The sequence below is a fragment of the Chryseobacterium sp. HR92 genome (genome assembly GCF_045689405.1).
Taxonomy (GTDB): domain Bacteria; phylum Bacteroidota; class Bacteroidia; order Flavobacteriales; family Weeksellaceae; genus Chryseobacterium; species Chryseobacterium viscerum_A.
Genome location: NZ_CP139139.1, coordinates 2,309,825 through 2,335,232 on the forward strand (window position 1 = coordinate 2,309,825; position 25,408 = coordinate 2,335,232).

Here is a 25,408-nt window from a genome sequence, read left to right on the forward strand (position 1 = left end):
CGGCTCTGCCTAGCATGACATCGTTACATAGCAATGTCACGCTGAGCAGAGTCGAAGCTTTTTTACATACAGAATACAATCATGAAACTTCCGCAGAAATCATTTCTTGAAACAAAATATGTGTTTTTTTCAACACTGGTGATCATTACAATAGTGATTTTAAGTGTTTGGCTTTCAGGAAAAGCAGATCATCGTTCATTGTTTCAGAATTCAATAGTATCAACATCTGTTTTGGCCGGAGCATTTTTCCTGTTTATCAGTGCAGGTCTCTATTCTGGCTTAAAATTAAAAGACAATGTAGGGAATATTTTAAACAAAGAAAGAATACAAAGATATGCAGATAAAACGCCAAAATTTAATGGTTTCGACTTTGATCCGCCAGCTGTAGGAGATGGAATAGGAGGTGTTCTTCTTTCTATTCTTGCATGGATTGTAATTTCCATTCTGCTCATTTTTCTTTCTTATTTTTTCGGACTTTTCTTTTGGTCAGCCATATTATTATTAGCCGCTAGCTTATATTGGGTATTTTTCAGAGCACTAAGATTGGTTTTTAAAAACTCAGGAAAATGTAAAGGAAATTTCTTTAAAAGCATTGGATTTGGACTTTTTTATTCTTTTCTCTATATTTCCTGGATGTATGGGGTTATTTTTTTAATTAAATATTTAAACTGATAATAAATTATAACTTTATAAAAATTAAATAAATATTAAAAGTTAGAGAACCACTTTGTACAACACTCACCTAGGAATTACCTTTGGGCTTTTACACACCTAAATATAATAAAGTCGAAAATTACACGATGAAAAAACTGAGATTTCTACTCTTACCAGTTTCAATATTGGTATGCTCACAAGAAGTTGATACATTGAAAGTAAAAGATCAGCCAAAGGAATCCGAGCTGCCAAAAGTACAGACTTATACCCTGAAAGGTGGTTCTGTCAGAACGTATCCCAAACCTAAATTACTGGATTTTGTAACCAAGCTACCCAGAAACTTTATCAATACCAATAAAGATTTTGTAGCCAAAGACCATGCTTATTATCTGGGAGGAGCTGTTGCAGCCACTTTGATTCTGTTACCATTTGACCAGAAACTGATTGATAATTCAAGAGAATTGGGGGAAAGATGGGGAATGGATAAAGATAATAACTACAACAAAATAGGTGGTGTCTTTAAGATCCCTAAAGATATTGGCTCTACCTTATACCTGATTGGAAATGGTTCCACACTAGTCTTGCTTGGAATTGGTTTTGGAACGTATGGCTTGATCAAAAATGACTACAGAGCACAGGCTACAGCCAGTGGTTTGATGGAAAGTTTAATTCTTTCAGGAGTTTTCACTCAAACCATTAAAAGAATTACAGGAAGAGAAAGCCCTTTTATTGCAGAGATAAATGGTAATAAAGGAGGAGCCTGGAATCCTTTTCCAAGTTTTTCAGAATTTGGCAAGAATACCTCGAATTACGATGCAATGCCGTCAGGACATTTAACAACCTTTGTGGCCGGAATTACTGTGATTGCAGACAATTACCCAGATGCAGTATGGATAAAACCTGTAGGATATACTTTAGCGGGGGCTTTATGCTTTCAAATGATGCAAAGTAAGGTTCACTGGGCATCAGATTACCCGTTAGCTTTATTGGTGGGATATTTTATTGGAAAAACCATATCAAAAAGCCGGTATACTTCATCAGAAGGTACCATTGGAAAAACAAAATATAGTCTCAATTTTACGGCATCCCGTCAGTGGGAATATAATATGGTAGGGGTAAAACTCTCTTTTTAAGCTGCTGAAATCTCTGTTTTGTAGAGTAAATAAGATACTTTTCACTACATTTGATCTCAAGATAAAAGGATTATCACAGCTTTTGCAACTGCTGGGATGAAACCTGTTGAATTAAAGAGAATTACTTAATATTTTTACTGAATGAAAATAATCGCTGTCATCCCTGCACGTTACGAAGCAAGCCGTTTTCCGGGGAAACTAATGCAGATTTTAGGAGAAAAAACCGTTATTACCACCACTTATCAAAACGTAGTGGAAACCGGGCTGTTTGATGAGGTATTTGTCGCAACAGACTCTGAAATTATTTTTGATGAAATCACAGCAAACGGCGGAAAAGCTGTAATGACAGGGCAGCACGAAACCGGAAGCGACCGTATTGCCGAAGCTGTACAGAATATAGACTGTGATATCGTGATCAATGTACAGGGAGATGAACCTTTCTTGAAACTGGAACCTTTACAGCAACTGATCGAAGTCTTTAAACATGATAATCAGCAGGAAACCTCTTTAGCTTCTTTAAAAATACAGCTGCATGAGAAAGAGGAAGTTGAAAATCCAAATAATGTAAAAGTTATTACAGATAACAATGGTTTTGCTCTGTATTTCAGCCGTTCTGTAATTCCTTTTCACAGGGAAGTTTCCTATGATATAAGCTATTTTAAACATATTGGGGTATATGCTTTCAGGAAAGAAGCACTATTGCAGTTTTCAAAACTCGAAATGAAACCGTTGGAAATATCCGAAAAAATTGAATGCATCCGCTATCTTGAATACGGAATGAAAATCAAAATGATAGAAACCAACTTCGTAGGAGTAGGCATTGATACACCGGAAGATCTGGAGAAAGCCAGAAAGTTAATTTAAAATAACTGAAGAAAGTAAAGCAAATGGGCAAATAAACCTTTTCGCTTTTCAGCCTTTTTGCAATTTCACATAAATCCCCCTATATTTGAATTTATAAATAAAATTAATGAAGAAGTTATTATTAGTATTTGGACTGATATTTTCGCATATGACATTTGCGCAGACCGCAAAGGAAATTATAGACAAGAACATTGAATTATCCGGAGGGTTAACCAATTGGAAATTGTTGAATTCAGTATTACTTCAGGGAAAAGTAGTATTGGGAATCAAAGATGAGTATCCGATAAGAATTTTTCAGCAGCGTCCAAATCTTACTAAAACATTGATTACTACCGGAGGAAAAGAAACCGCAATTGAAGGTTTTGATGGTACCAAAGGATATGCAATGAACTATGCGGCAAATAAGCTTCAGGAATACCCTGAATATGTACCGGAAAGTTTTGACAATGACTTCATTGATTGGGAAAATAAAGGTTTTGATGCCAAATACCTTGGAAAAGAAAAAGTAGGAGAGATCTACTGCCATAAAGTAGAACTTACCAAGAATGTCAATAAGAATATGTATTATTTTGATACAAAGACTTATATGTTGATAAAAGAAGTGAAAAAAGATGAAACGCTTGTATATTCTGACTTTAAAAAAGTTGGAAACCTTACTATGCCTTTCAGAATAGAATCTTCCAGTACGAAGAAAGACGGAGATTATGTGATGTTATTAAACAGAATTGACATTAACAAAGTTTTTCCGGCTAACATTTTTAAGTTTTAATTTAACTGCAGTCCTGCTGCATAAAATGATAAAAAATGAAAAATATTTTTTTACTGCTGCTTTCTTGTATAGCATTTCTGCAAAGCTGCACCAATCAAAAAAGTGAAATTTCTAAAGCCAAAACCATTGAACTTATGGGAAAAACAATATATGACTTCAAAGTAGAAAGTCTTGACGGGAAAGAAATCAATTTTGCAGATTTCAAAGGAAAAAAAATCCTGATTGTAAATACCGCTTCAGAATGTGGGTTTACCCCTCAGTATGCTGATCTTGAAAAGGTATATGAGGAATATAAAGATAAGCTGGTTGTAGTAGGATTCCCTGCCAATAATTTTGGAGGACAGGAACCAGGAACCAATACCGAAATTGGTGCTTTCTGCCAGAAAAATTATGGAGTGACATTTCCTTTGGCTGCTAAAGTTTCTGTGAAAGGAGATGATACAGCTCCGATCTTCAAGTATTTAACAGAACAGGAATTAAACGGAGTAAAAAACACAACCATCCTTTGGAACTTTACCAAATTCCTGGTTGACGAAAACGGAAAACTGATTGATTCTTTTGTAAGTACTACAAAGCCTACAGATGAGGCTATTACAAAATATCTGAAATAAAGAGAAAAAAGTATATTTTTACAAGTGGGTGTTTTTACATCCACTTTTTTTATTTTTAAACTTAATCTCTGCTCCTTATGAAGAAAATAATTTTTACCCTTTGTATCCTGGCTTCCTTTATGTTAGGATTTGCTTTTAAAGCCGTTACAGAAAATAAGTCTGGTGAAACGAAAAGAGTAACCGGTATCGGCGGAATCTTTTTTAAATGTAAAGATCCTAAAAAAATGAGAGAATGGTATGAAAGCCATCTGGGACTTGCTACCAATGAATACGGAGCGGTATTTGAGTGGTATCAGGGAGCAGATAATTCTAAAAAAGGATTTAGCCAATGGAGCCCTTTCAGTGAAAAAACAAAATATTTTCAGCCTTCTGAAAAAGATTTCATGATCAATTATAGGGTAGAAAACCTTGAAAAACTGATTGAACAGCTTAAAAAAGAAAATGTAACTATTGTTGATAAGATCGAGACTTATGAATATGGAAAATTTGTCCATATTATGGATATAGAAGGAAACAAGATAGAACTTTGGGAACCTAATGATATTGAATATGAAAAGTTAGGACAGAAAATGAACAGCAAAACCACAAAATAATTAGGTGATAGGTAGTAAGATTTAGAGTTTAGGGAAATTAATAAGAAGGTTTCAACTTTAGTATGAATCATATTACCTCGCATCCCGGACCCCAAATCTCCCGCCTCGCATCTTTTATTCATTGGTTTTCTCTGCAAAACAGAAAATATTTCCAAGCTTTATACTGGAGTATCCGTTACTTTTTATTTTTGAAGATTTGATCATTGCTTTTGCCAGAATATTGGTGGGCAAAGGCTTTTGGCTTTCTAATAACCCTAGTTTATTGGCAAACTTTATAATCCGGCTGCCCAGAACTTCTCCTGTTCTCTCAGAATTTGTCCGTTCAAGCATTCCCGGTTTGAAAATAGTGATTTTATTGAAATGCAGCAGCTTTACAGCTTCTTCCAGTTCACCTTTCATTTTTGAATAGAAAATCTTTGATTGCGGATTCGCACCATAGGCTGATACCAGAATATAATCTTCTACATCATTTTCTTTTGCGGCTTTCGCAAATTCATACTGATAATCGAAGTCTACTTTTTTTTGGGCTTCCTTACTTCCTGCATCCTTTAAAGTGGTTCCCAGACACGAAAATGCCACATCTCCCTTCACCATATTTTTCCATTCTTCAGGCTTTTCAAAATTCACAATATGAACTGTAAGCTTATTATTCTGAATATCGACAGGTTTTCTAACAAAAATATCTACTTCATCAAACTCTGTATCATTGAGTAATTGATATACCAGATCTTTTCCCGTGGCGCCTGTAGCACCTATTACCAGAGCTTTCATAATAATTGTGATTTTGTGAGATTATTTCTTTCTTAAATTTACTAAATTTGAATTAAAGATTAAAGAATTATATCATTTAATCACTACTAATTACTGATCACTCATTACTCATATTGAATATGGATGCCAACGAAATTTTAGATTATTGTCTTGCCAAAAAAGGAGTTACGGAAAGCTTTCCGTTTGATAACGAAACCCTTGTATTGAAAGTAGATACCAAAATGTTTTTACTGATGGGGCTTGAAAGACAGCCGCTATCAATAAATGTAAAAACAGATCCTGAATGGAGTGCAGAGCTCCGTGAGCAGTATCCTCAGGTCACAGGGGCTTATCACATGAACAAAACCCATTGGAATTCTGTAACAGCGGATGGTCTAAAAAGAGATCTGATCTTTAAACTCATTGATCATTCCTATGATTTGGTTTTTAAATCCCTGACAAAGAAAGGCTCAGAATGCAGTAAATTCTTTATAAGATAGTAAGAATTGAGGTGTGGGATTTGTTATCTACGGATCAATGAAATATATAATTTAATAGTAACAAAAATAAAGAACAAATGAGAAACTACCTTTTATTATTCGTTGCAGCAGGTACATTGATGCTGTCAAGCTGTACCAAGCCGGTAAAGAAAAATACTGCTGAAAGTTCAGCTCCTGCTGTCTCAGCTGCAGAAACTTCTTCTGATCATATTAAAATAGAATTTTCGGGAACCGAGAATTTTACCATTAAAAATCCAAAACTTAAAGTAAGCTTATACGGAGCAGATGAAAAACTGGCAGATGCACCTGCTACGTTAATTACAGAAAAAGAATATGAGCAGAAATCTGTACCATTCACTATTGATCTGCCAGTCCCTAAAGATGCTGAAAGTAAGATCAATCCAAAACCTGCAGGCCCGGCAAAATATTATGTAACAATAAGCTGGGACTCTGACGGAAACGGAAAAGCAGATGAAAAAGGAGATATTTTTATTGATTACGACAAACAGTTTCCAAACGTGAAACTAAGCAGCGAACCTCAGAAAATATACTTAAAAGTATTGAAATAAATAAAAAGGCTATTCATCACTGAATAGCCTTTTTAGCAAATAAATCTTTATATCCTAATGCTTTCTTCTCAATCAGATGCCAGGAAATATATCCCAGGAGAATGGAAAGTGGTAATGAAAATATAAATAACATAACCATGTCAAATTTAAAAAAATACATCAGCGCCTGCTGTATCGGAAAAGAATAAATATAAATTCCGTAAGATGTGTCTCCAATTACTTCTCCTACTTTATTGAGATATGGGGTAGATCTCTCGCCAAGAAGGATAACCAGTAATGGGAGCGTAATGTAGCAGGTGTATTTGAAAATATTTAAATATAAACTGATAATAAGAACGATAAAAGAAAGCAGGATGATGATGTTTTCCGTTTTTCTATTATTGAGGTTCAGATAAGTCAATACCATACCCCCTGCAAAAAAGCACATCAGATTGTAAAAATGATTACTTCCCAGTCCCATTTTCAGAAACACTCCATATAGAAAATACGGCTGAAAAATAGTTAAGATATAACTTGATACAAATAACAGGATAACAACAGTTTTTACAAAAGCTTTTTTACGGATAAAGAATAGCAAAGAGACCATTACGTACATACTGAATTCGTAGCATATGGTCCATAAACTCCCATTGATGCTATGTTTGTAAGGGTTGTTTTCAAAAACACCGTCAATACCTTTCTGCCGGAAAAACAGGGTTAAATTTTGAGGAATATAAGTGTAGACGGATTTGTTCTGTAAGTAAGGAACAGAACTTTCATAAACTGCAGGTGCCAGCAAAACGGTGAGGAAAAGTATCACCAATAAGGCAGGAAAAAGTCTTAAAAGTCTTTTCCAGTAATAATCAGCAAGACCTTTGCAGCGCAGTAAACTTTTAAAAATTAAATATCCGGAGATAATAAAAAAACCATGAACTCCAAGATAGGAGAATTCCATCTGGCTGTTGGTAAGTTGGGACAAAGGATCGCCTTGAATAGCTCCGGAAAGAGCATAGGAGTGGGTAATAATAACAAGACTTGCAAAAACAAGCCTTAGAAAATCAAAATTATTACTCCTTGAAATCATACGCCTGTGTTAATCTTTTATCCTCATCCAGCCTTTCAATCAGTTTTTCCAGACCTTCAAATTTGATTTCATCATGAAGAAAATCTCTGAAGTTTACCGTAATTTCTTCATCATAAATATCTCCATCAAAATCAAGGATATAAACTTCTACAGTGAGTTTCTCCCCATTTACCGTAGGGTTGGTTCCAACGCTCAGCATTCCTTTATATTGGTTGCCTTTTACAAATACTTCTACAATATAAGCTCCTTTTTTAGGTAAAAGCTTAATGGATTCCGTATCAATATTGGCCGTTGGATAGCCAATTGTTCTTCCGATCTTCTTCCCATGAACTACCGTTCCTGAAACAGAGTAGGAGTATCCCAGCATTTCGTTGGCCTCCTTGATATTTCCTGTTAGAAGTGCATTACGTACTTTCGTAGAGCTGATATTGTTTTCGTGAATATTGATTGCTTCCATTTGTTCAACATCAAAATCAAGCTCTTTGGATAGTTTCTGAAGAAGTTCAAAATTCCCGCTTTTGTTTTTTCCGAAAGAATGATCGTATCCTATAATAAGGTATTTAACGTTGAGCTTATCAATTAAAATCTGACGTACAAATTCTTCTCCGGTTAAATTTCTGAATTCTTCATCAAACTCCTTCAGGAACAGATTATCAATCCCATATTTTTCAACCAGCTGTTTCTTTTCTTCTAATGTATTCAGAAGTTTTAAATCTTCATTAGGATTAAAAACAAACCTTGGATGCGGCCAGAAAGTAAGGATAGCAGTTTCCATGTTGTTCTCTGTACCTACTTTAGTTAGTTCATCAATAATACTCTTGTGCCCGAGATGTACCCCGTCAAACATTCCTAAAGACAATGCTAAAGGCTTCTGTGAGGAATAATCTGTAAAATTCTTGAAAACTTTCAAAACGGAAAAATTTGACTGCAAATATAGAAATAATGTGCCAATGTATCAATATAACAATGGAGTAATACCTATAACCTTAATATTGCAGCACTGGTTCATCATTATATCGTTATAATACTAAAATAATCTATTCTCAAAAGCATGATAAAAATCTTTTTTTTACCAATTGCGGGTTTATGAAGAATCACTATATTTGCACCAAGAAAAAATTTAGCAATGGCAAACCAAATTAAAGGTAAAATTTCTCAAATTATTGGTCCGGTAATCGACGTTGTCTTCACAGATGTGGAAGCTGTTCCAGCAATCTATGACGCGTTAGAAATTACAAAAGAAAACGGTGAAAAAGTAGTTTTAGAGGTAGAACAACATATTGGCGAAGATACAGTAAGATGTATCGCAATGGACGCTACTGACGGTCTTAAAAGAGGGCAGGACGTAATTGGATTCGGAAATCCTATTATGATGCCAATCGGAGAGGCTGTAAACGGAAGACTATTCAACGTTGTTGGTGATGCTATCGACGGACTTCAAGATATTTCTAAGGAAGGTGGTCTACCAATTCACAGACCAGCTCCAAAATTTGATCAACTTTCAACTTCTGCAGAAGTTTTATTTACAGGTATTAAAGTAATCGACTTAGTTGAGCCTTACGCAAAAGGAGGTAAAATTGGTTTGTTCGGTGGTGCCGGTGTAGGTAAAACTGTATTGATCCAGGAGTTGATTAACAATATTGCAAAAGGGCACGGAGGTCTTTCTGTATTCGCCGGAGTAGGTGAAAGAACGAGAGAAGGAAATGACCTTTTAAGAGAGATGTTGGAATCAGGTATTATCAAGTATGGTGATGATTTCATGCACTCTATGGAAAACGGAGGTTGGGACCTTTCTAAAGTAGACTTAGAAGCTATGAAAGATTCTAAAGCTGCATTCGTTTTCGGACAGATGAACGAGCCGCCAGGTGCGAGAGCTAGAGTAGCACTTTCTGGTCTTACATTAGCTGAGTACTATAGAGACGGTGGAGAAAGCGGACAAGGTAGAGATGTACTTTTCTTCGTAGATAACATCTTCCGTTTTACACAGGCTGGTTCTGAGGTATCTGCACTTCTTGGTCGTATGCCATCAGCGGTAGGTTACCAACCAACTCTTGCTTCTGAAATGGGTGCGATGCAGGAAAGAATTACTTCAACTAAAAATGGTTCAATTACTTCAGTACAGGCGGTATACGTACCTGCGGATGACTTAACTGACCCGGCTCCTGCAACTACGTTTGCTCACTTGGATGCAACTACGGTACTTGACAGAAAGATTGCTTCATTAGGTATTTACCCAGCGGTAGATCCATTAGCTTCTACTTCAAGAATCCTTGCTCCGGAAGTTATCGGTCAGGAACACTATGACTGTGCTCAAAGAGTAAAAGAAATTCTTCAGAGATACAAAGCTCTTCAGGATATCATTGCAATCCTTGGTATGGAAGAACTTTCTGAAGAAGATAAATCTGTTGTATACCGTGCAAGAAAAGTTCAGAGATTCTTATCTCAGCCTTTCCACGTAGCAGAACAGTTTACAGGTATCCCAGGATCATTAGTAGATATCAAAGATACAATCAAAGGATTTACTATGATTATGGATGGTGAATTAGATCACTTACCAGAAGCTGCTTTCAACTTGAAAGGAACTATCGAAGAAGCTATCGAAGCAGGACAAAAAATGTTAGCTGAAAACGCTTAATAATTAGACATAAAGATAAAAGATACAGACATGAGACTTTAAGGTTGTCTGAAATCTGAAATCTGAAATCTTCAAATCTAAATTAAAATGAATATAAAAATTTTAACACCAGAATACGTAGTTTTTGAAGGAGAAGTAGACTCAGTATTGTTGCCTGGAAAAAATGGTGAATTTCACATCATGAAAAACCACGCGGGAATTGTTTCTTCTTTGATCGGAGGTAATGTAAAGCTTTATGCTAATTCTATTGATGAGGCTTTTGCTAAAAACTTTACCAAAGAAGCTGGAAAAGACTCTGTTTTTGCTTATGCTATCAAAAGCGGTGTTGTAGAATTTAATCATGATAAAGGTATTATCCTTTGTGAATAATTAAATGAAAAGCTAAATATATTTTCAAGAAAGTGTAACTTTGTGTTACACTTTTTTTATTTGTAAAAGTCTGATTGTATGAAGAGAGGCATAATCATATTATTTACAGTTCTGGGTGTTTTCCTTCATGCTCAGAATATCAAAACCAAGAGAGGAATTATCAATCTGGATGGCATTCCGGTAGCGAAACTGTCCAACAAATCCAGCGAATATACGTTTATGGATCTGAAGGAAACCCCGATGTATACTATAAAATTCATTGATAAAAGTATCGTTGATTCTGTTCGCGACAGTTATATCAGTATCAATAGAGTATACAACAGAGATAAGACAATTGAGATTGATTATTCATCACCCTCTGCATTCTCCGGTGAAGAAAAGTCAGCAGTCTTTACTTCGGTTAAGGATCTTAAAATAATTGATAATAAAGGTATCAATGTGAAAAACCTCGATGAGATTTTTTCAAATGTTCCCAAAAGAAAACTGGACACTAAAACCAAAGATGCTTACACTATCAGGAAGAAAATAGATAAGCTGAATATTGAGGTCAATAAAGTGGGAGAGATCCTGAGTAATGGCGTTCCGGTGGGATATTTTACCAATCTGCCTGTAAGTTTCGGTTCACAAGATACCATCATGGATAAGACATCTATAGATATTGAGATCTATGATGCCAAAAGCAAGCTTATCGGTAGATATATTACTACCACAAAGCAATTAAAAACAGCAGGCGGAAAGTCTTTCACAATTTATAAAGAAATGTCCGGCAGAGCTTCTATCCTGAAGTTTCCAACCTACAAAGCATTAGCTGAACGAATGGCTATTATGGATCCTAATTTTATTAAAATACAGGAAAAAGTATCGGTGGGTGCTGTATCAAAAGAGACTCCTAATTAAAAAAATATAAAATTTCCAATGGCTTTAGCCAAAACTTATTGAAACCTCATTAATCTTTACTAACCACCCCGTCAAAAATTCAAAGAATTTTTGCCACCCCTCCTCCGGAGGGGAATATTCTGCCGTTTCATTATGTAGTAGTCAGAAATTTGGATTTGATTCCTTTGGTATGAAAAATAGAAGATTTTGTTCTTTTAAGTCAAAATAAAAATCTGTGTAATCCGTGAAATCTGTGGGAGATTATAATTCAATAGAAACAGACGTTATTTGTTCAGAAAAAGAAAAATTCAAAAAAATTCAGTAATCTCAAAAATCCTTGAGAAAAAAACGAAAATTTTTATAAACTTAAAATCACTCCATTTTCCTTCAGTTGCTGCATTGGTTTTGAGAACCAGAAGAGCTCAAAATCATCAAAACTTTCCTCGAATTGAATCTTAAGTTGTTGAATAGTAGGTTTTTTTAAATTTTCAATAGAATTCTCTTCCAATACATTCACCAGCCATTCTGCTTTCTCCTGTTCCAGCTCAACCTTTACAATATTGGTTTTTAAGTGGAATGTAAGTATCGTATACGTACCAGAATATTTCTTTTTATTTTTTATGCGATTCTCAGCGATTACGTTTTTAGTCAGAAAGACAACTTTTGAGTTGGTCTTCAGTTGGAACTGTTCATTTTCTAAAAGACAGTCGTGAATATAATCCGGATGAATTGTTGTTCTCGGAATTTTAAAATCAAACCACTCCTGAAGCGGAAGTTCAAAATTCACTCCATGCATAAAATTGAACAAAGATTTTTTTAATCCGAAACTGAATTTGTTATGATCAATTCCGGTTTTATCCTGAAAGTCTATATCATTATTGGCAAAAAGAATTTCTTGTTTTACCGGAACTACTCCAAAATCCCCAGGGTTCATTCCAACAGGTGAATGGGCAGTCATCGCAAACTGATGCCAGAAACCACTTTGAAGAATTCCCATTTCAAACATCTGTCGAATCATTTCTAAAGAATCAACTGTTTCCTGAACAGTTTGGGTAGGGTAGCCATACATCAGATAAGCATGTACCATAATTCCGGCTTCTGTAAAATTTCTTGTTACATTGGCAACCTGTTCTACAGAAACTCCTTTGTCAATTAATTTCAACAATCGGTCACTGGCTACTTCAAGACCTCCGGAAACAGCAACGCATCCCGAAAGTTTAAGGAGGTAGCATAAATCGCGGGTGAAGCTTTTTTCAAAACGGATATTCGTCCACCAGGTAACGACAAGATTTCTTCGGAGAATTTCCAAAGCAACCTCTCTCATCAAGGCGGGCGGTGCGGCTTCATCCACAAAATGGAATCCTGTCTCACCAGTTGTTCTGATCAGTTCTTCAATTCGATCTACCAGGATTTTAGCAGAAATAGGTTCATAGATTTTGATATAGTCTAAAGAAATATCACAGAATGTACATTTTCCCCAGTAGCATCCATGTGCCATTGTCAGCTTATTCCATCTTCCGTCACTCCATAAACTGTGCATGGGATTAGCGATTTCGATAACGGAAATATATTGATCCAGTTTTAAATCCGTATAATCCGGAGTACCGATGTCAGCTTGTTTGTAATCGTGTCTTTTAGAATTATTCTTATAAACAACTTCCTGGTTTTCGAGAAGAAAAGTTCTCTTAAATTCACTTTCTCCATTGGAAGTTTCTAAATTTTGATGAAGAAGTTCAATAGGAAGTTCTCCGTCATCTAAAGTAATGAAATCAAAGAATTCAAAAACTCTCTGATCCTTAATTTCTCTTAATTCGGTGTTGGGAAAACCTCCGCCCATCGCAATTTTAACGTGAGGGTAATACTTTTTGATCCATTGTGCACATTTGAAAGCGGAGTACAGATTGCCGGGAAAAGGGATTGAAAAACAAACCAGTTTCGGCTGAACTATTTCTATTTTTTCACGAAGAATTTTTAAAGTAAATTCATCAATAAATGTTGAACCTCCGGATAGTTTTGAATACAATTCATCAAAAGAATTGGCACTTTTTCCCAAACGTTCTGCATATCTGCTGAAACCAAAATCAGCATCAATATTTTCAACAATATAATCTGATATGTCTTCTAAATATAAGGTTGCCAGATGTTTTGCTTTATCCTGAAGACCCATATTTCCAAAAGCAAATTCCATATCATCCAGCTGGTTGAAACGTGAAGCTTCAGGAAGGAAATTCATACTGCAGATCTGTCTTGCCAAGGTGGGTGTTTTGTCCTGTAAAAACAGAATAACCTGATCTATGGTTTTGATGTATTCTTCTCTTAAGGCATAGATTCTCTGAGAATTTTCAGACGTATCCTGAGGATCAATTTTTTTACTGAAAACCTTCTGAATTCCGTCTTTTGAGAATAATTCCAAAATAACATCGATCCCCAAATCTACCTGATAACTGGAAATATTTTGGGTATTTAAAAATCCTTTAATATAAGCCGTTGCAGGATAAGGAGTATTAAGTTGGGTAAAAGGCGGAGTAATAAGAAGCAGGTCTTTCAACAGAAATTTTTTGCAAAGTTATTCTAAAGTTTTTTTAGAAAAAAATTTTTTCTGCTGATTATAAACAGTGATGCACCCCACAGGAAACTAAAGTGGGATGGTAAAATAATAAATTACTTCCTGCAGAATGATAAAAGCTGAGATATCTGCTGTATCAAAATAAGTTAGTCGGTTTAACAAATAAGGCATCAGAAGGATTGGTATCGATAAAGTTTAAAAAAGAATCTTCATCAAAATATCCGTCTTCGTCAAGAATTTCGGGATTCAGCAGACCAATTTCACTAGGCTTTTCCAGGCTGATATTTTCGATGAACTTTCCGGTTTTTCCTATTATTTCGTTATGAAAACTAATTAAATATCTTGAATATATATTTCCTTCCGCAACGGTGTAATGCCCGTTTTCTGCTATGAGGGAAGTCATAATACTTCCACCGATGTATGTTTCATTATCATTGCCTGATGCTCCGAATAATACTTTGCTGGTAATATTTCCGGCACAGTAAAGTGAACCGTTGATGATGATATTTTCTGCCTGTATATTACCTGTTGCAATGAGCACGATATAGTCTTCAACAAAAAGGGTTTTGGATAAATGAATATCGCCTTCTATGAAAATGATTTTATAGCCCTCATTTTCTTCGGTAATCAATTCAAGGGAAGTGTTGTTTTCGTTTTCTATAAGCACAATCTCCGGAGCGTCATCTTCATTATTAATGTGAAGTGAAGCATCTTTTATTTTTTCTGCTGTTTCATCATCCAGCATTTCAAGAAACTCGGCAAGACTTTCTTCATCTAAAGAGCTTTCATTGAAGAAATTGTTTTCCAGGGCTTCATGAGCAATGGTATATAGATTATCGGATTTTTCTTTGAGTCTTTTATATAATTGATCTTTGGTGAGTTTTTGCAATTCTTTCATCGGCTTTTAAAAGTATATACATTAGTCTGTTCAGTGGGGGAAACACCTATTAATAGACAGATGCAATATAATCAGATAAATTTTGTTATGCCAGAAAGTAAAGTATTTATTTTTTCAAATATTTTTCTTATAGATGTTTTTTTAAGTTCAAATATTATATTTTTTCACAAATAATCTGTTTTTTGAATTTGTGTACTGTTTGATTATTTTTGATATAAAAAAGAACATAATTGAGTTTGTATTTTGATATTATTTTTTTGAAACTCTTCATGTGCATGTCTGGTTCGGTTTTTTTTGATATATTGTCATGGTGATTTATTCAGGATCTGTATAACAAGTTTTATTTACAATGTCAAAAGAAACTATTCCGCTTGTAGAATATTTTAAAAGCTATATTCCGCTTTCAAAGAAAGAAATTGAGGTATTGAACGAACGGTTTGTAGAAAGGAGAATCAAGCGAAAACAGTTTATCCTGAAAGAAAACGAGGTTTGTCAATATTATACATTTGTAGTTTCAGGGTGTCTAAAAATGTACAATGTAGATGATAACGGAGAAGAACATAATCTTCAGTTTGCAGCAGAAAACGACTGGATTGTGGATATAGACAGTTTTCATAATAAAAAACCAAGTCAGTTGTATATTGCTGCTCTTGAAACGTCTACTGTTTTGCAAATAGAAAAAAATGACCTTTGGTATCTTTATACCTATTATCCCAAATTCGACAGAAACTTCAGAGTAATTATCGAACAAAAATTTATAGAGCTTCAAAATCGGGTGCTTCAGAATATAAGTGCAACTGGAGAAGAAAAATATGAGTTTTTTCTCAAACATTATTCTCAGTTGGCCAACAGGCTTCCCAATACACAGATTGCATCCTATCTTGGAATTACACCACAGTTTTTAAGCAAGATCCGACAGAGAAGAATAAAAAGCTGATGTTATACTTTATATGAAACTAGTTTAACGATTCATCTTACCAAATGTCAAGATGATTTCTTAAACTAGTTTGCTCTTTTTTGGATAGTTTTCCTGCTAATTTTGACATAGATAAATATTAAAAATCAAAAGAAAATGGAAACATTAAAAAAAGTGGCCGTAATCGGTCTGGGAAATATTGGAAAAGCAATTGCAGGTGATTTAATTAATAACAGCCACGAGGTGATTGTAGCATCAAGAAATAATGAAGAGTCTGCTGACTTTGCCCAACAGTCCAATGGGCTTGCTCAAAGTATGGATATTGCTCAGGCGATCAATACTGCAGATATTATTATACCTGCAATATGGTTTGGTGCTTTTAAGGACTTTTTTAATGATCACGGAGACATTCTGAAAGGAAAAACTATTATTGATGTCTCAAATCCTATTGCTCCGGATGGAAATGGTGGATTTAAAAAGATTATTGGAGAAAAAGAATCTGCCGGGGAGCTTAACAGAGCTGTACTTCCTCAAGGTGCTAAACTAGTAAAGGCATTCGGAACATTGGGGGCAGAAAGTCTTGCGGGAGCTTCTAACGGAAATCCTGAAAAAGCAGTATTGTTTTATGCTTCAGACGATGCGGCAATTGATAAGGATGTTGAAGATGTTATTAAAAATGCAGGATTTGATCCTTTAAAAGTAGGAGGGATTGATCAGTCGATTCGTATTGAAGTTTTTGGAGATCTGCATGAATTTGGGGCATTGGGAAAAACGGTGAGCCTTGCGGAAGCCCAGTCAAAATTATAAGAAATGCTTGCCTAAGCAATACAAAAAGCCGGATTCATGAAGAAGCCCGGCTTTTGTATTATTTTTATATATCAGTCAATCAATATAATTTCTAGGCGTGACCTATTTTCTTTTGGTCACCAATCACATTAAGCGTAACTCCAAAAAGGATTAAAGTAATCCCGATAAGCAGATTAGAAGTGAACCTTTCATGAAACATTAAGACACTGATTAATACAGCAACAACAGGCTCCAGAGCACCTAAAATAGATACAGGAGTAGAGCCGATATATTTGATTGCATAGACAAGACAGAGGCTGGAGATAACGGTAGTAAGGAATGCAAAAATAAGGAAGTTAAGAAAGATTTCTACTGAAGGAATAGCGAACGATTCATTAGCAGCCACAGCTTTGGTCATAAAGAACATAGATGTGAAAACCATAGAGTAGAAAGTAAGCTTAAATCCGGAAACCTTCATATTCGATTTGTTAACGATAACCATATACAGCGCATAGAATAATGAACTGAGCATTACAATTCCCAATCCTGTAAAATTGATTTCCAATCCGTTTCCTTTTAAGCATAAAACAATAACTCCGGTGAATGCCAGAAATAGAGAAATAACTGATAATCTGCTAAGTTTCTCCTTATAAAAGAAAAACATAATCAAGGCTACGATAACCGGATAAATAAATAAAACGGTAGAGGCAATTCCGGCAGTAAGGAAGTCATATCCTAAAAACAGGAACTCTGAAGAAAGAGCATAGCAGACTCCAAGTATGGCCAGGATTAACGCTTCTTTTTTATTAATTTTAAAACTTTCTTTGGAATACAACAAATATCCTCCAACCATTAAGGCTGAAAAGAAAAATCTATAGAACAGAGTAATATCCAACGAAAAATGTGCCTGCTTGATAGGCAGAATAAAAATTGGAATCAGCCCATATGAAACGGCTGACAGAATCCCCAATGCATAACCTCTGAGTTTCATGTGTTGTTATCGTTATTTAAATAAAAAACCACTGAATCAATCAGTGGTTTTTTTTATTCTTAAATTAAATCGGTTTAAAACTTAATCCTTGTTCCTGCAGTAATTTTTGTTCCTGCTCTTTATAGTAACCACTTACTAATTTATCATGAATCGCTTCAAATGCGGCCAGAGTTTCATTAATCTCTGCATCTGTATGAGAAGCGGTAGGAATTAATCTTAAAAGAATCATTCCCTTCGGAATGACCGGATATACCACAACAGATGTAAAGATACCGTAATTCTCTCTTAAGTCTTTTACTAATAAAGTTGCTTCTACCGGAGTTCCCTGCATCATTACCGGAGTTACGCAAGTGTTGGTGTCTCCAATGTTGAATCCTCTTTCTTTAAGTCCGTTTTGTAGTTTGTAGACATTCTCCCAAAGTTTAGCTTTGATCTCAGGTTTAGATCTCAACAGCTCCAGTCTTTTCAATCCTCCTATTACCATTGGCATTGTAAGAGATTTTGCAAAGATTTGTGATCTCAGGTTGAACTTCAGATATCTGATGATTTCTTTGTCACCCGCAAGGAATGCTCCGAAACCAGCCATTGATTTAGCAAACGTAGAGAAGTATACATCAATCTGATCATTACAGTCCTGTTCTTCACCTACACCGGCACCTGTTTTACCAAGTGTCCCGAAACCATGTGCATCATCTACCAATAGTCTGAACTGGTATTTAGATTTAAGATCGCAGATTTCTTTGATTTTCCCCTGCTGGCCTCTCATTCCGAAAACCCCTTCTGTAATAACAAGAATACCTCCTCCTGTTTCTTCAGCTACCTTAGTTGCCCTCTGAAGGTTTTTCTCAAGACTTGCCATATCATTGTGCTTGTAGGTAAATCTTTTCCCGGAATGAAGTCTTACTCCATCCACGATGCAGGCATGAGAATCCATATCATAAACAATAACGTCATTTCTGCTCACCAAAGCATCAATGGTAGAAACCATTCCCTGGTAACCGAAATTCAATAAGTATGCTGAATCTTTTTTTACAAAGTCTGCCAATTCTCTTTCCAGTTGAAGGTGCTGATCTGTTTCTCCAGACATTGCTCTTGCTCCCATTGGATAGAACATTCCATATTCTGCAGCTGCTTTTGCATCTGCTTCTATAACTTCAGGATGATTACACAATCCTAAATAGTCATTGGCACTCCAGAAAATTACTTCTCTACCCTGAAACTGCATTCTAGGGCCGATAGGTCCCTCTAATCTTGGGAAAATAAAATAGCCTTCACCATAATCTGCAAATTGTCCAAGTGGTCCTGGATTTTCTTTTATTCTTTCAAAAATATCCAACATTGTATCGTAATTTTTAAGTAATAAAGCCTTTTTTGTCTGAACACGCAAAAGGCTTTATTGTATTGTGATTTTATTCGTTTTTATTTGATAAACTCTGTTTTGAAAACTTCGTCATAATTGTGAACACAGTTGTTGACAAATCCCTGCTCAGCCATCCATTTATCACTGTATACTTTAGTGATGTATCTGGAACCATGATCAGGATATATTAAAACAATCAGGTCATTTTCTGTAAGCTCATGAGACTGGGCATACTGCATTAATCCCTGCGTCACAGCTCCGGTAGTATAACCTCCCATAATGGCTTCTTTCAAAGCAATTTCGCGGGTCCTGTACGCGGACATTTCATCATTTACCCTTACAAATTCATCTACCTTGTCGAAAAGCAGGGCAGCGGGGATCAGGTTTTTACCCATTCCCTCAATCTGATAAGGATGTACATCTTCTTTATGGATTTCTCCTGTCTCGTGATAGCTTTTCAGTATAGAACCATCTGCATCCACACCAATAATCTTGATATCCGGATTTTTTTCCTTCAAAAACTTAGCAGAACCGGATAGCGTACCACCAGTTCCTGTACAGGCAAAAAGGTGAGTGATCTTACCTTCTGTTTGTTCCCAGATCTCTGGACCTGTAGTCTGATAGTGCGCATCAATATTCAACTCGTTAAAATATTGATTGATGTAAATAGAATTAGGAGTTTCCTGGGCGATTCTTTTAGCGACTTCATAGTATGATCTCGGATCATCTGCCGGTACATTGGCCGGGCATATATATACCGTAGCTCCCAATGCTTTCAGATAAGCAATTTTTTCAGGTTTTGTTTTATCACTTACTGCAAGAATACACTTATATCCCTTAATGATACATACCATCGCAATAGAAAACCCAGTATTACCGGATGTAGTTTCTACAACTACAGAATCTTCTTTTAAAAGGCCTTTTTTCTCTGCGTTCTCTATAATGTGAAGTGCGATTCGGTCTTTGGTGGAATGTCCAGGATTATATGATTCTAACTTGGCATAAACGGTTGCTGGAATATCTTTTGTAACAGTATTTAGCTTCACCATCGGAGTGTGTCCTATCAGGCCAAGAATATTATCGTAAACATTACTCATTATTTGTTATTTTCAATAAAAATCTGACTGCAAAAATACAAAAAAATAAATAATTACTAAACTTTTGTTTGATTTCTAGGGCATAGTTTTGTAAAAAGTTATTTTCGTATTTACAGTTTTGACACGTCTATAATCGCAAATACTACGCCAAAATTTTTAAATTTTGTTAAAACCCGCATAAAATAAGATAAAAGCCTTATTTTCGCATAATTGATTTAATACTATGAAAAATTGGACTTTTAGGCAATGGAACACCGTTTCAGGATGGGTGATTTTCGTCATTGCGTTTTTCACGTACTTGTCCACCATAGAACCCAATTTCAGTTTTTGGGATTGTGGCGAGTACATTTCTTCTGCAGTAAAACTTGAAGTAACGCACGCTCCCGGAGCTGCTTTATTCCAGATAGTGGGTGCCGTGGCAGCCATTTTTGCATTAGGGAAAGGCGAAAATTATTCTATCGTGATCAACGCGATGTCTGCATTGTTCAGTGCGCTGACTATTTTATTTTTGTTTTGGACGATCACCCATTTTGTGAGAAGACTTTTAAACAAAGATTTTGAAGAAATTACAAAACATCAGGAAATCTCTATTTTATTTGCCGGAGCGGTTGGAGCACTTTGCTTTACCTTTTCAGATACATTCTGGTTCTCAGCAGTAGAGGGTGAGGTTTATTCTATGGCTTCTATGTTTATCGCGCTTTTGGTCTGGTTGATCACCAAATGGGAAAATGAGTACAAAGCGGGAGACAGTGAAAGATGGATTATTCTTATTTTCTTCGTTTTAGGACTTTCGGTAGGAGTGCATATGATGGGTATGCTGGCAATTCCTGCAGTATGTCTGGTATATTATGCAAGAAACTATAAATTTACCTGGAAAAATTTTATCTGGGCAAATCTTATTACATTGGGGATTTTGATTATTGTTTTCAAAATTATCTTCCCTTTGATTATGACGATGTTCGGAAGACTTGAGATTTTCTTCGTGAATGGTCTTGGACTTCCTTTCCACTCCGGAACGATTGCCGCTTTTGTTTTAATGGTAGCGATCTGCTATTTCTTAATCAAATATGCAAAGAAAGCAAAGAAAAACATCTACCAGACTGCAGCATTATCTGTGGTTTTTATGATGATCGGATTCTCTTGCTGGATGGTTATTCCTATCAGAGCCAATGCTAATCCGCCAATGAACCTTAATGATCCGGATACTGCAATTGGGATGTTGGATTATTATAACAGAGAACAGTATGGTGACTGGCCTACAATCTACGGACAAAACTATACAGCATTCCTTGATGCAAATGGAATTGAGAAGAATGAAGACGGAAGCTTTAAGACACAAAAAACCGGAGAGATCTACGAAAAAGACGAAAAAACCGGGACTTACAGAAAGACCGGAGATCGTTTCAACTATGTTTTCAACAAATCTCAGGTAAGCTTAATGCCGAGAATGTTTAATGAGGATAAGGATGTAATGGCAAACTATATTTCAATGTATGGTGCTCCTGATTTTACATTTAATTATGCTAATGAAGATGTAGCAGATAATCCACAGGCTAAGCAGATCTTTGATGAACTGAGAGCGAAATATGAGGACAAGTCTATCACTGCTGCAGATTATCTGAAAGTAAAACCTTATAACCTTATCAATGTTCAGAAGCCTTCATTCCTTCAGAATATGGAGTATTTCATTTCTTTCCAGAACGGATATTACTTTGTAAGATACCTGATGTGGAACTATGTAGGAAGACAGAATGACCTTGAAGGAAACATGGAGAGCACAAAAGGAAACTGGATTTCCGGAATTCCTTTTATAGATAATGTAAATGTAGGAAACCAGGATAAGCTACCTGCTAAATTCAAAAATGAAAGTACGGTAAAATTCTTCTTCCTGCCGTTAATTTTAGGTCTTATTGGATTCTTTTTCCAGTTAAACAGAGACTTCGGAAGATTCTATGCCCTGTTATCTTTATTTATTTTAACAAGTGTCGGGATTATTTTCTATACAGGAGTAAAACCTTTTGAACCAAGAGAAAGAGATTATGCGATGGTAGGTTCCTTCTACGCATTTGCGATATGGATTGGTATGGGAGCAGGAGCCATTCTATGGTTCTTACAGTCTAAAATAAAATCAAACGGGGCAAACATAGCTTTAGGAGTGGTTTTATTAGGTGTTCCTTTCATGATGGGCTTCCAGAACTACAATGTTCATGACAGAAGCAACAGATATACAGCTTACGATTACGCGTATTCAGTTTTAAAATCATTACCGAAAAATGATATCCTTTTTGTTTACGGAGATAACGATACTTATCCGGTTTGGGCAATCCAGGAAACAGAAAGATTCAGAGATGATGTGAAGGTAGTGAACTTTACCCTTGCTTCAACTCCGTGGAACCTTGACCAGATAAAAAGAAGAACTTATAACGCTATGGGAATCCCTAGCCAGTTGACACACGAAGATTACAGAGATGGTGTAAATGACCAGATCTATATGATGAAGAAAGAAGACTGGGAAGGTGTTTTCTCTATGTTGAAAGAGCAGGGGGCTCCGGAAACAGAATTCCAGTCTTTCAGAAAGTATCTTACTCAGGATTCTTTAACATTGAAACAAGCAATTGAATTCATTAAGTTTAAATCTCCTGAAAAAGATGAGTTATTGAAAATGTATTTTGGGGAAGAGAAATTTGAAAAATATAACATTCTTCCTGTAAACAAATTCATTCTTCCTGTAAATAAAGAAAATGCTTTAAAAGCAGGAATCATCAACAAAGAAGATCTTTCAAAAGTGGCTAATCAGATCATGATTACTTACAAAGGAAATACATTGTATAAGAACAACCTGATTTTGATGGATCTTTTAGCAAACTTCGACTGGAAGCGTCCAATCAACTTCTCATCAGGAGGTATTTATGACAGTGAAAACATTTTCTATCTGAACGATTACCTTCAGTTTGACGGATTCAGCTATAGATTAATTCCTATCCAAACCCCTCCAACAGCTGATGGAGATATGGGAAGAGTAGATGCTAATTCTCTTTATAATGTAGTGAAAAATTTCAGATGGGGGAACTTCAAGAATCTGAATGCTCACTTTGATGAAACAGCAACTTCTAATATCATCAGCTATAGAATGTCCGCGAGCAGAGCTGCCGCAGCACTTGCATTAAACGGACAGAAAGCTAAAGCATTAGAAATTCTGGATCTTGCAGCAAAAGAAATTCCTGCTGAGAAATATAACGACCCTCGTTCATTAAGCTCAATTGTATCAGGATACATTATTGCTGGACAGGAGCAGAAAGGTCTTCAGATTGCTGAGGTTCTTAAAAAAGGAATCTTTGAAGAATATGATTATTATTTAAGCCTTTCCAAAGCAGATCAAAGCTACCTGAGAAGACAAATGAGAACAAAACCTATGGAATATTCTCTTGTAGTAGCTGCAGTAACGGATGCTTATACGAAAATCGGACAGAAAGAAAAAGCATATGCTTATCTGGTAAAATCTATAGAACCTATTGATAAGAAGTTCAATGTATTTGTAAAAGATCTTCAGGAAATGGGTAAAGAGAAGGCAATGAAGGAGTCTGAAAATGTACAGCAGATTACACCATTCTATCAGTATTTATTTGATGTGATGGAGCCTTATGATTCTACTTATTCAAAGGAAAAAGAAAATCAGATAACGACAGCAATTATCAAAGCAACAAAATAAAATATTTTAAAACGGAACTTCGGTTCCGTTTTTTTATTATTGGGAATCCTGAATATTAAGGTTATATTTGTGAAATTAAAAATACAGAATGGCTGAAACAAAAAATAGCAGGTTCCCTATCTATGCTGTAATTGCTACGGTTGCTTTTAAACTTCTTTTTTTATTGACACATTATATCCAGGAAGATGCATTTATTACCTGGAGAGTGGCTCAGAATCTACTGGATTACGGCGTAATCGGGTTCAATGGAGATGCTAAAATTTCTGCATCTACCACCCATTTTTATGTTTTTGTATCTTACCTTTTCAATCTTGTTTTTGGAAAAGAAAACTTTATTGAACCTCTTTTGATTTTTAATTCTATACTGTTTACGATAGGAACTTTACTGCTTTCTCATTTGGTTCTTAAAAACCGGTGGCATAAGGCAATCTTTATATTTCTGATCGGCATTTTACCACCAGCTATTAAAATTTCAATTCTCGGAATGGAGTATGGAATACTGTTTTTCCTGGAAATGGCATTGTTGTATTATGGATTTCATAAAGGAAAAAAATGGGTGTTGACTCTTCTTCCTGTGTTAATTATGTTTACGAGGATTGATACCGTGATATTTCTGGGAATTGTATTTCTCGTAGATCTATTCTGGAACAGAAAAATCAGATGGAATTATATTTTTGGAGGTGTTTTTGGTGTTTTATCTACGGTTGCTTTCAATTGGTTTTACTTCGGTGAATTGGTGAATAATACCATTACAGCAAAAAAACTTCTTTATAGCGAGAACTTTACAATCCAACAGCATATTGGTTACTTTTTTAAGAGTTTCGGAAACTTCTGGGGAATGCTGAAAGTTCCCGGAGATTTCAACCCTATGACTGTTGTAATATTGATTTTTGAGTTACTTTGCTTTATTTATCTGATCAGACAACGTGAGAAAAGAAACTACTTTTTGTGGATGATTTTTCTTTTCGGATGGACAAAACAGATTATTTTTATTTCTCAGAAAAGCTTGTTCGATTGGTATTACTGGGTACCGCAGCTGCTGCTTTTCGTTCCTGTTCTTATTTTTGTGCTGGAACAGAAAGAGAAGAGAAATCTATGGCTGTCATTGCTTGTTATTTTCTATATTTTCCCAATGCTAGTTTTCCAGACTGTTCACTGTATTGCAACTGGAAATGGTGAGTGGAACTACCGAAGAACGATTGGAACATTTTTAAATCAATTTGAAAAAGATAAAAATCAGTGGATACTATTGGAACCTGCTGGTTATGTACCTTATTTTTCAGGATTAAAAACAATTGATGAGGTAGGATTAGTGGATAAGCAGATTCAGGAAGAAATTAAAAAGGATAAAGTAAATTACTGGATCAATACCGTAAAGACAAGAAAACCGAAATATCTTCTTTCTTACCAAAATCTATACGAAGAGAGTAATACAAATTCAGAGTACTATAAAACTCACTATAAACTTCTGAAAGAATTCAGAGTAAAAGATCATCTGAAAAGTGACAATAAGATTTTAGAAAAAATTTACAACCTGAAACCTTCCGGAACAGACTATAATTTGTACATTAGAGTTGATTAAAAGATTGAAAAATTTAAAAATTGAAAGAATTTAGAAACTAAGTCCCAAAACAACTTAACTCTTTCACTCTAATACCCTCAAACTCTCAAACCCAATACAAACCCTGCAACCTAGTAT

23 protein-coding genes are annotated in these 25,408 nt (G+C 35.4%); 15 read left to right on the forward strand and 8 right to left on the reverse strand.

Annotation, left to right across the window (positions count from 1 at the left end; all coding sequences use genetic code 11):
• The first annotated feature begins 81 nt into the window (after nucleotides 1–81).
• The 6 genes from SFA27_RS10395 to SFA27_RS10420 all read left to right on the forward strand — a co-directional run bounded on the left by SFA27_RS10395 (nucleotide 82) and on the right by SFA27_RS10420 (nucleotide 4,624).
• Nucleotides 82–672: a hypothetical protein gene (locus SFA27_RS10395; RefSeq protein ID WP_264517821.1), complete on the forward strand. Its 591-nt coding sequence runs from the start codon at nucleotides 82–84 to the stop codon at nucleotides 670–672.
• 128 nt (nucleotides 673–800) lie between these two features.
• Complete coding sequence (locus SFA27_RS10400) at nucleotides 801–1,787, forward strand: phosphatase PAP2 family protein (RefSeq protein WP_407297987.1); 987 nt, start codon at nucleotides 801–803, stop codon at nucleotides 1,785–1,787.
• Between the two features lie 141 nt (nucleotides 1,788–1,928).
• Complete coding sequence (kdsB, locus tag SFA27_RS10405) at nucleotides 1,929–2,651, forward strand: 3-deoxy-manno-octulosonate cytidylyltransferase (protein WP_407297988.1); 723 nt, start codon at nucleotides 1,929–1,931, stop codon at nucleotides 2,649–2,651.
• Nucleotides 2,652–2,757: 106 nt separating this feature from the next.
• Nucleotides 2,758–3,420, forward strand: coding sequence for a hypothetical protein (locus SFA27_RS10410; RefSeq protein ID WP_047374521.1), 663 nt, complete (start codon nucleotides 2,758–2,760; stop codon nucleotides 3,418–3,420).
• A 35-nt stretch (nucleotides 3,421–3,455) separates the two neighbouring features.
• Entirely contained in the window at nucleotides 3,456–4,031 is a 576-nt protein-coding gene (locus SFA27_RS10415) for a glutathione peroxidase (protein ID WP_047374523.1), read from the forward strand.
• A 77-nt stretch (nucleotides 4,032–4,108) separates the two neighbouring features.
• Entirely contained in the window at nucleotides 4,109–4,624 is a 516-nt protein-coding gene (locus SFA27_RS10420; protein WP_407297989.1) for a VOC family protein, read from the forward strand.
• Nucleotides 4,625–4,738: 114 nt separating this feature from the next.
• On the opposite strand, the gene SFA27_RS10425 is transcribed toward SFA27_RS10420, so the two are convergent.
• Entirely contained in the window at nucleotides 4,739–5,395 is a 657-nt protein-coding gene (locus SFA27_RS10425; RefSeq protein WP_407297990.1) for an NAD(P)H-binding protein, read from the reverse strand.
• 119 nt (nucleotides 5,396–5,514) lie between these two features.
• Between SFA27_RS10425 and SFA27_RS10430 the strand changes: the two genes are divergently transcribed.
• Both SFA27_RS10430 and SFA27_RS10435 read left to right on the forward strand, forming a co-directional pair.
• Nucleotides 5,515–5,874 carry an MmcQ/YjbR family DNA-binding protein gene (locus SFA27_RS10430; protein WP_407297991.1) on the forward strand — a complete coding sequence of 120 codons (360 nt, stop codon included), beginning with the start codon at nucleotides 5,515–5,517 and terminating at the stop codon, nucleotides 5,872–5,874.
• Nucleotides 5,875–5,951: 77 nt separating this feature from the next.
• Nucleotides 5,952–6,443, forward strand: coding sequence for a hypothetical protein (locus tag SFA27_RS10435; protein WP_264517826.1), 492 nt, complete (start codon nucleotides 5,952–5,954; stop codon nucleotides 6,441–6,443).
• A gap of 16 nt (nucleotides 6,444–6,459) precedes the next feature.
• Here the strand turns inward: SFA27_RS10435 and SFA27_RS10440 are convergent, their stop codons facing one another.
• Both SFA27_RS10440 and SFA27_RS10445 read right to left on the reverse strand, forming a co-directional pair.
• Nucleotides 6,460–7,506, reverse strand: a complete 1,047-nt coding sequence (locus tag SFA27_RS10440; RefSeq protein ID WP_407297992.1) for an acyltransferase family protein — start codon at nucleotides 7,504–7,506, stop codon at nucleotides 6,460–6,462.
• Complete coding sequence (locus SFA27_RS10445) at nucleotides 7,490–8,416, reverse strand: bifunctional riboflavin kinase/FAD synthetase (protein WP_047374535.1); 927 nt, start codon at nucleotides 8,414–8,416, stop codon at nucleotides 7,490–7,492. The genes SFA27_RS10440 and SFA27_RS10445 overlap by 17 nt, the downstream gene beginning before the upstream one ends.
• A 216-nt stretch (nucleotides 8,417–8,632) precedes the next feature.
• Here SFA27_RS10445 and atpD point away from each other — a divergent pair, with 216 nt between their 5' ends.
• From atpD to SFA27_RS10460, 3 genes are all read left to right on the forward strand, one after another.
• Nucleotides 8,633–10,141, forward strand: a complete 1,509-nt coding sequence (atpD, locus tag SFA27_RS10450) for a F0F1 ATP synthase subunit beta (protein WP_047374540.1) — start codon at nucleotides 8,633–8,635, stop codon at nucleotides 10,139–10,141.
• An 87-nt stretch (nucleotides 10,142–10,228) separates the two neighbouring features.
• Nucleotides 10,229–10,510, forward strand: a complete 282-nt coding sequence (locus SFA27_RS10455) for a F0F1 ATP synthase subunit epsilon (protein WP_047374542.1) — start codon at nucleotides 10,229–10,231, stop codon at nucleotides 10,508–10,510.
• Nucleotides 10,511–10,588: 78 nt separating this feature from the next.
• Nucleotides 10,589–11,407 carry a hypothetical protein gene (locus SFA27_RS10460; RefSeq protein WP_047374543.1) on the forward strand — a complete coding sequence of 273 codons (819 nt, stop codon included), beginning with the start codon at nucleotides 10,589–10,591 and terminating at the stop codon, nucleotides 11,405–11,407.
• A gap of 337 nt (nucleotides 11,408–11,744) precedes the next feature.
• Here the strand turns inward: SFA27_RS10460 and SFA27_RS10465 are convergent, their stop codons facing one another.
• Both SFA27_RS10465 and SFA27_RS10470 read right to left on the reverse strand, forming a co-directional pair.
• Entirely contained in the window at nucleotides 11,745–13,934 is a 2,190-nt protein-coding gene (locus tag SFA27_RS10465) for a B12-binding domain-containing radical SAM protein (RefSeq protein ID WP_407297993.1), read from the reverse strand.
• Nucleotides 13,935–14,088: 154 nt separating this feature from the next.
• Nucleotides 14,089–14,850 (reverse strand): hypothetical protein, encoded by a 762-nt coding sequence (locus SFA27_RS10470; RefSeq protein WP_407297994.1) that lies wholly within the window; start codon nucleotides 14,848–14,850, stop codon nucleotides 14,089–14,091.
• 349 nt (nucleotides 14,851–15,199) lie between these two features.
• On the opposite strand from SFA27_RS10470, the gene SFA27_RS10475 reads away from it, so the two are divergent.
• Both SFA27_RS10475 and SFA27_RS10480 read left to right on the forward strand, forming a co-directional pair.
• Nucleotides 15,200–15,787, forward strand: a complete 588-nt coding sequence (locus SFA27_RS10475; protein ID WP_047374549.1) for a Crp/Fnr family transcriptional regulator — start codon at nucleotides 15,200–15,202, stop codon at nucleotides 15,785–15,787.
• A gap of 135 nt (nucleotides 15,788–15,922) precedes the next feature.
• On the forward strand, nucleotides 15,923–16,573 hold the full coding sequence (locus SFA27_RS10480; protein ID WP_407297995.1) for an NADPH-dependent F420 reductase: 651 nt from the start codon (nucleotides 15,923–15,925) through the stop codon (nucleotides 16,571–16,573).
• Between the two features lie 91 nt (nucleotides 16,574–16,664).
• Here the strand turns inward: SFA27_RS10480 and SFA27_RS10485 are convergent, their stop codons facing one another.
• From SFA27_RS10485 to SFA27_RS10495, 3 genes are all read right to left on the reverse strand, one after another.
• Nucleotides 16,665–17,543, reverse strand: coding sequence for a DMT family transporter (locus SFA27_RS10485; RefSeq protein WP_047374552.1), 879 nt, complete (start codon nucleotides 17,541–17,543; stop codon nucleotides 16,665–16,667).
• 64 nt (nucleotides 17,544–17,607) lie between these two features.
• The gene (locus SFA27_RS10490; protein WP_264518691.1) at nucleotides 17,608–18,879 is read right to left on the reverse strand and encodes a pyridoxal phosphate-dependent aminotransferase family protein; all 1,272 of its coding nucleotides are present in this window, start codon (nucleotides 18,877–18,879) and stop codon (nucleotides 17,608–17,610) included.
• 83 nt (nucleotides 18,880–18,962) lie between these two features.
• Nucleotides 18,963–20,000: a PLP-dependent cysteine synthase family protein gene (locus SFA27_RS10495; protein WP_047374554.1), complete on the reverse strand. Its 1,038-nt coding sequence runs from the start codon at nucleotides 19,998–20,000 to the stop codon at nucleotides 18,963–18,965.
• A gap of 223 nt (nucleotides 20,001–20,223) precedes the next feature.
• Between SFA27_RS10495 and SFA27_RS10500 the strand changes: the two genes are divergently transcribed.
• A complete protein-coding gene (locus SFA27_RS10500) occupies nucleotides 20,224–23,709 on the forward strand; it encodes a DUF2723 domain-containing protein (RefSeq protein ID WP_047374556.1) in 3,486 nt (1,161 codons plus the stop codon).
• A gap of 88 nt (nucleotides 23,710–23,797) precedes the next feature.
• Entirely contained in the window at nucleotides 23,798–25,291 is a 1,494-nt protein-coding gene (locus SFA27_RS10505; protein ID WP_407297996.1) for a hypothetical protein, read from the forward strand.
• The last annotated feature ends 117 nt before the right edge of the window (nucleotides 25,292–25,408 follow it).

Coding starts and splice junctions, on each gene's coding strand:
- SFA27_RS10475 (WP_047374549.1), top strand. CDS start 15,200: ATGTCAAAAGAAACTATTCCGCTTGTAGAATATTTTAAAAGCTATATT.
- SFA27_RS10440 (WP_407297992.1), bottom strand. CDS start 7,506: ATGATTTCAAGGAGTAATAATTTTGATTTTCTAAGGCTTGTTTTTGCA.
- SFA27_RS10430 (WP_407297991.1), top strand. CDS start 5,515: ATGGATGCCAACGAAATTTTAGATTATTGTCTTGCCAAAAAAGGAGTT.
- SFA27_RS10425 (WP_407297990.1), bottom strand. CDS start 5,395: ATGAAAGCTCTGGTAATAGGTGCTACAGGCGCCACGGGAAAAGATCTG.
- SFA27_RS10505 (WP_407297996.1), top strand. CDS start 23,798: ATGGCTGAAACAAAAAATAGCAGGTTCCCTATCTATGCTGTAATTGCT.
- SFA27_RS10415 (WP_047374523.1), top strand. CDS start 3,456: ATGAAAAATATTTTTTTACTGCTGCTTTCTTGTATAGCATTTCTGCAA.
- SFA27_RS10470 (WP_407297994.1), bottom strand. CDS start 14,850: ATGAAAGAATTGCAAAAACTCACCAAAGATCAATTATATAAAAGACTC.
- kdsB (WP_407297988.1), top strand. CDS start 1,929: ATGAAAATAATCGCTGTCATCCCTGCACGTTACGAAGCAAGCCGTTTT.
- SFA27_RS10455 (WP_047374542.1), top strand. CDS start 10,229: ATGAATATAAAAATTTTAACACCAGAATACGTAGTTTTTGAAGGAGAA.
- SFA27_RS10420 (WP_407297989.1), top strand. CDS start 4,109: ATGAAGAAAATAATTTTTACCCTTTGTATCCTGGCTTCCTTTATGTTA.
- SFA27_RS10400 (WP_407297987.1), top strand. CDS start 801: ATGAAAAAACTGAGATTTCTACTCTTACCAGTTTCAATATTGGTATGC.
- SFA27_RS10480 (WP_407297995.1), top strand. CDS start 15,923: ATGGAAACATTAAAAAAAGTGGCCGTAATCGGTCTGGGAAATATTGGA.
- atpD (WP_047374540.1), top strand. CDS start 8,633: ATGGCAAACCAAATTAAAGGTAAAATTTCTCAAATTATTGGTCCGGTA.
- SFA27_RS10410 (WP_047374521.1), top strand. CDS start 2,758: ATGAAGAAGTTATTATTAGTATTTGGACTGATATTTTCGCATATGACA.
- SFA27_RS10485 (WP_047374552.1), bottom strand. CDS start 17,543: ATGAAACTCAGAGGTTATGCATTGGGGATTCTGTCAGCCGTTTCATAT.
- SFA27_RS10395 (WP_264517821.1), top strand. CDS start 82: ATGAAACTTCCGCAGAAATCATTTCTTGAAACAAAATATGTGTTTTTT.
- SFA27_RS10495 (WP_047374554.1), bottom strand. CDS start 20,000: ATGAGTAATGTTTACGATAATATTCTTGGCCTGATAGGACACACTCCG.
- SFA27_RS10500 (WP_047374556.1), top strand. CDS start 20,224: ATGAAAAATTGGACTTTTAGGCAATGGAACACCGTTTCAGGATGGGTG.
- SFA27_RS10460 (WP_047374543.1), top strand. CDS start 10,589: ATGAAGAGAGGCATAATCATATTATTTACAGTTCTGGGTGTTTTCCTT.
- SFA27_RS10435 (WP_264517826.1), top strand. CDS start 5,952: ATGAGAAACTACCTTTTATTATTCGTTGCAGCAGGTACATTGATGCTG.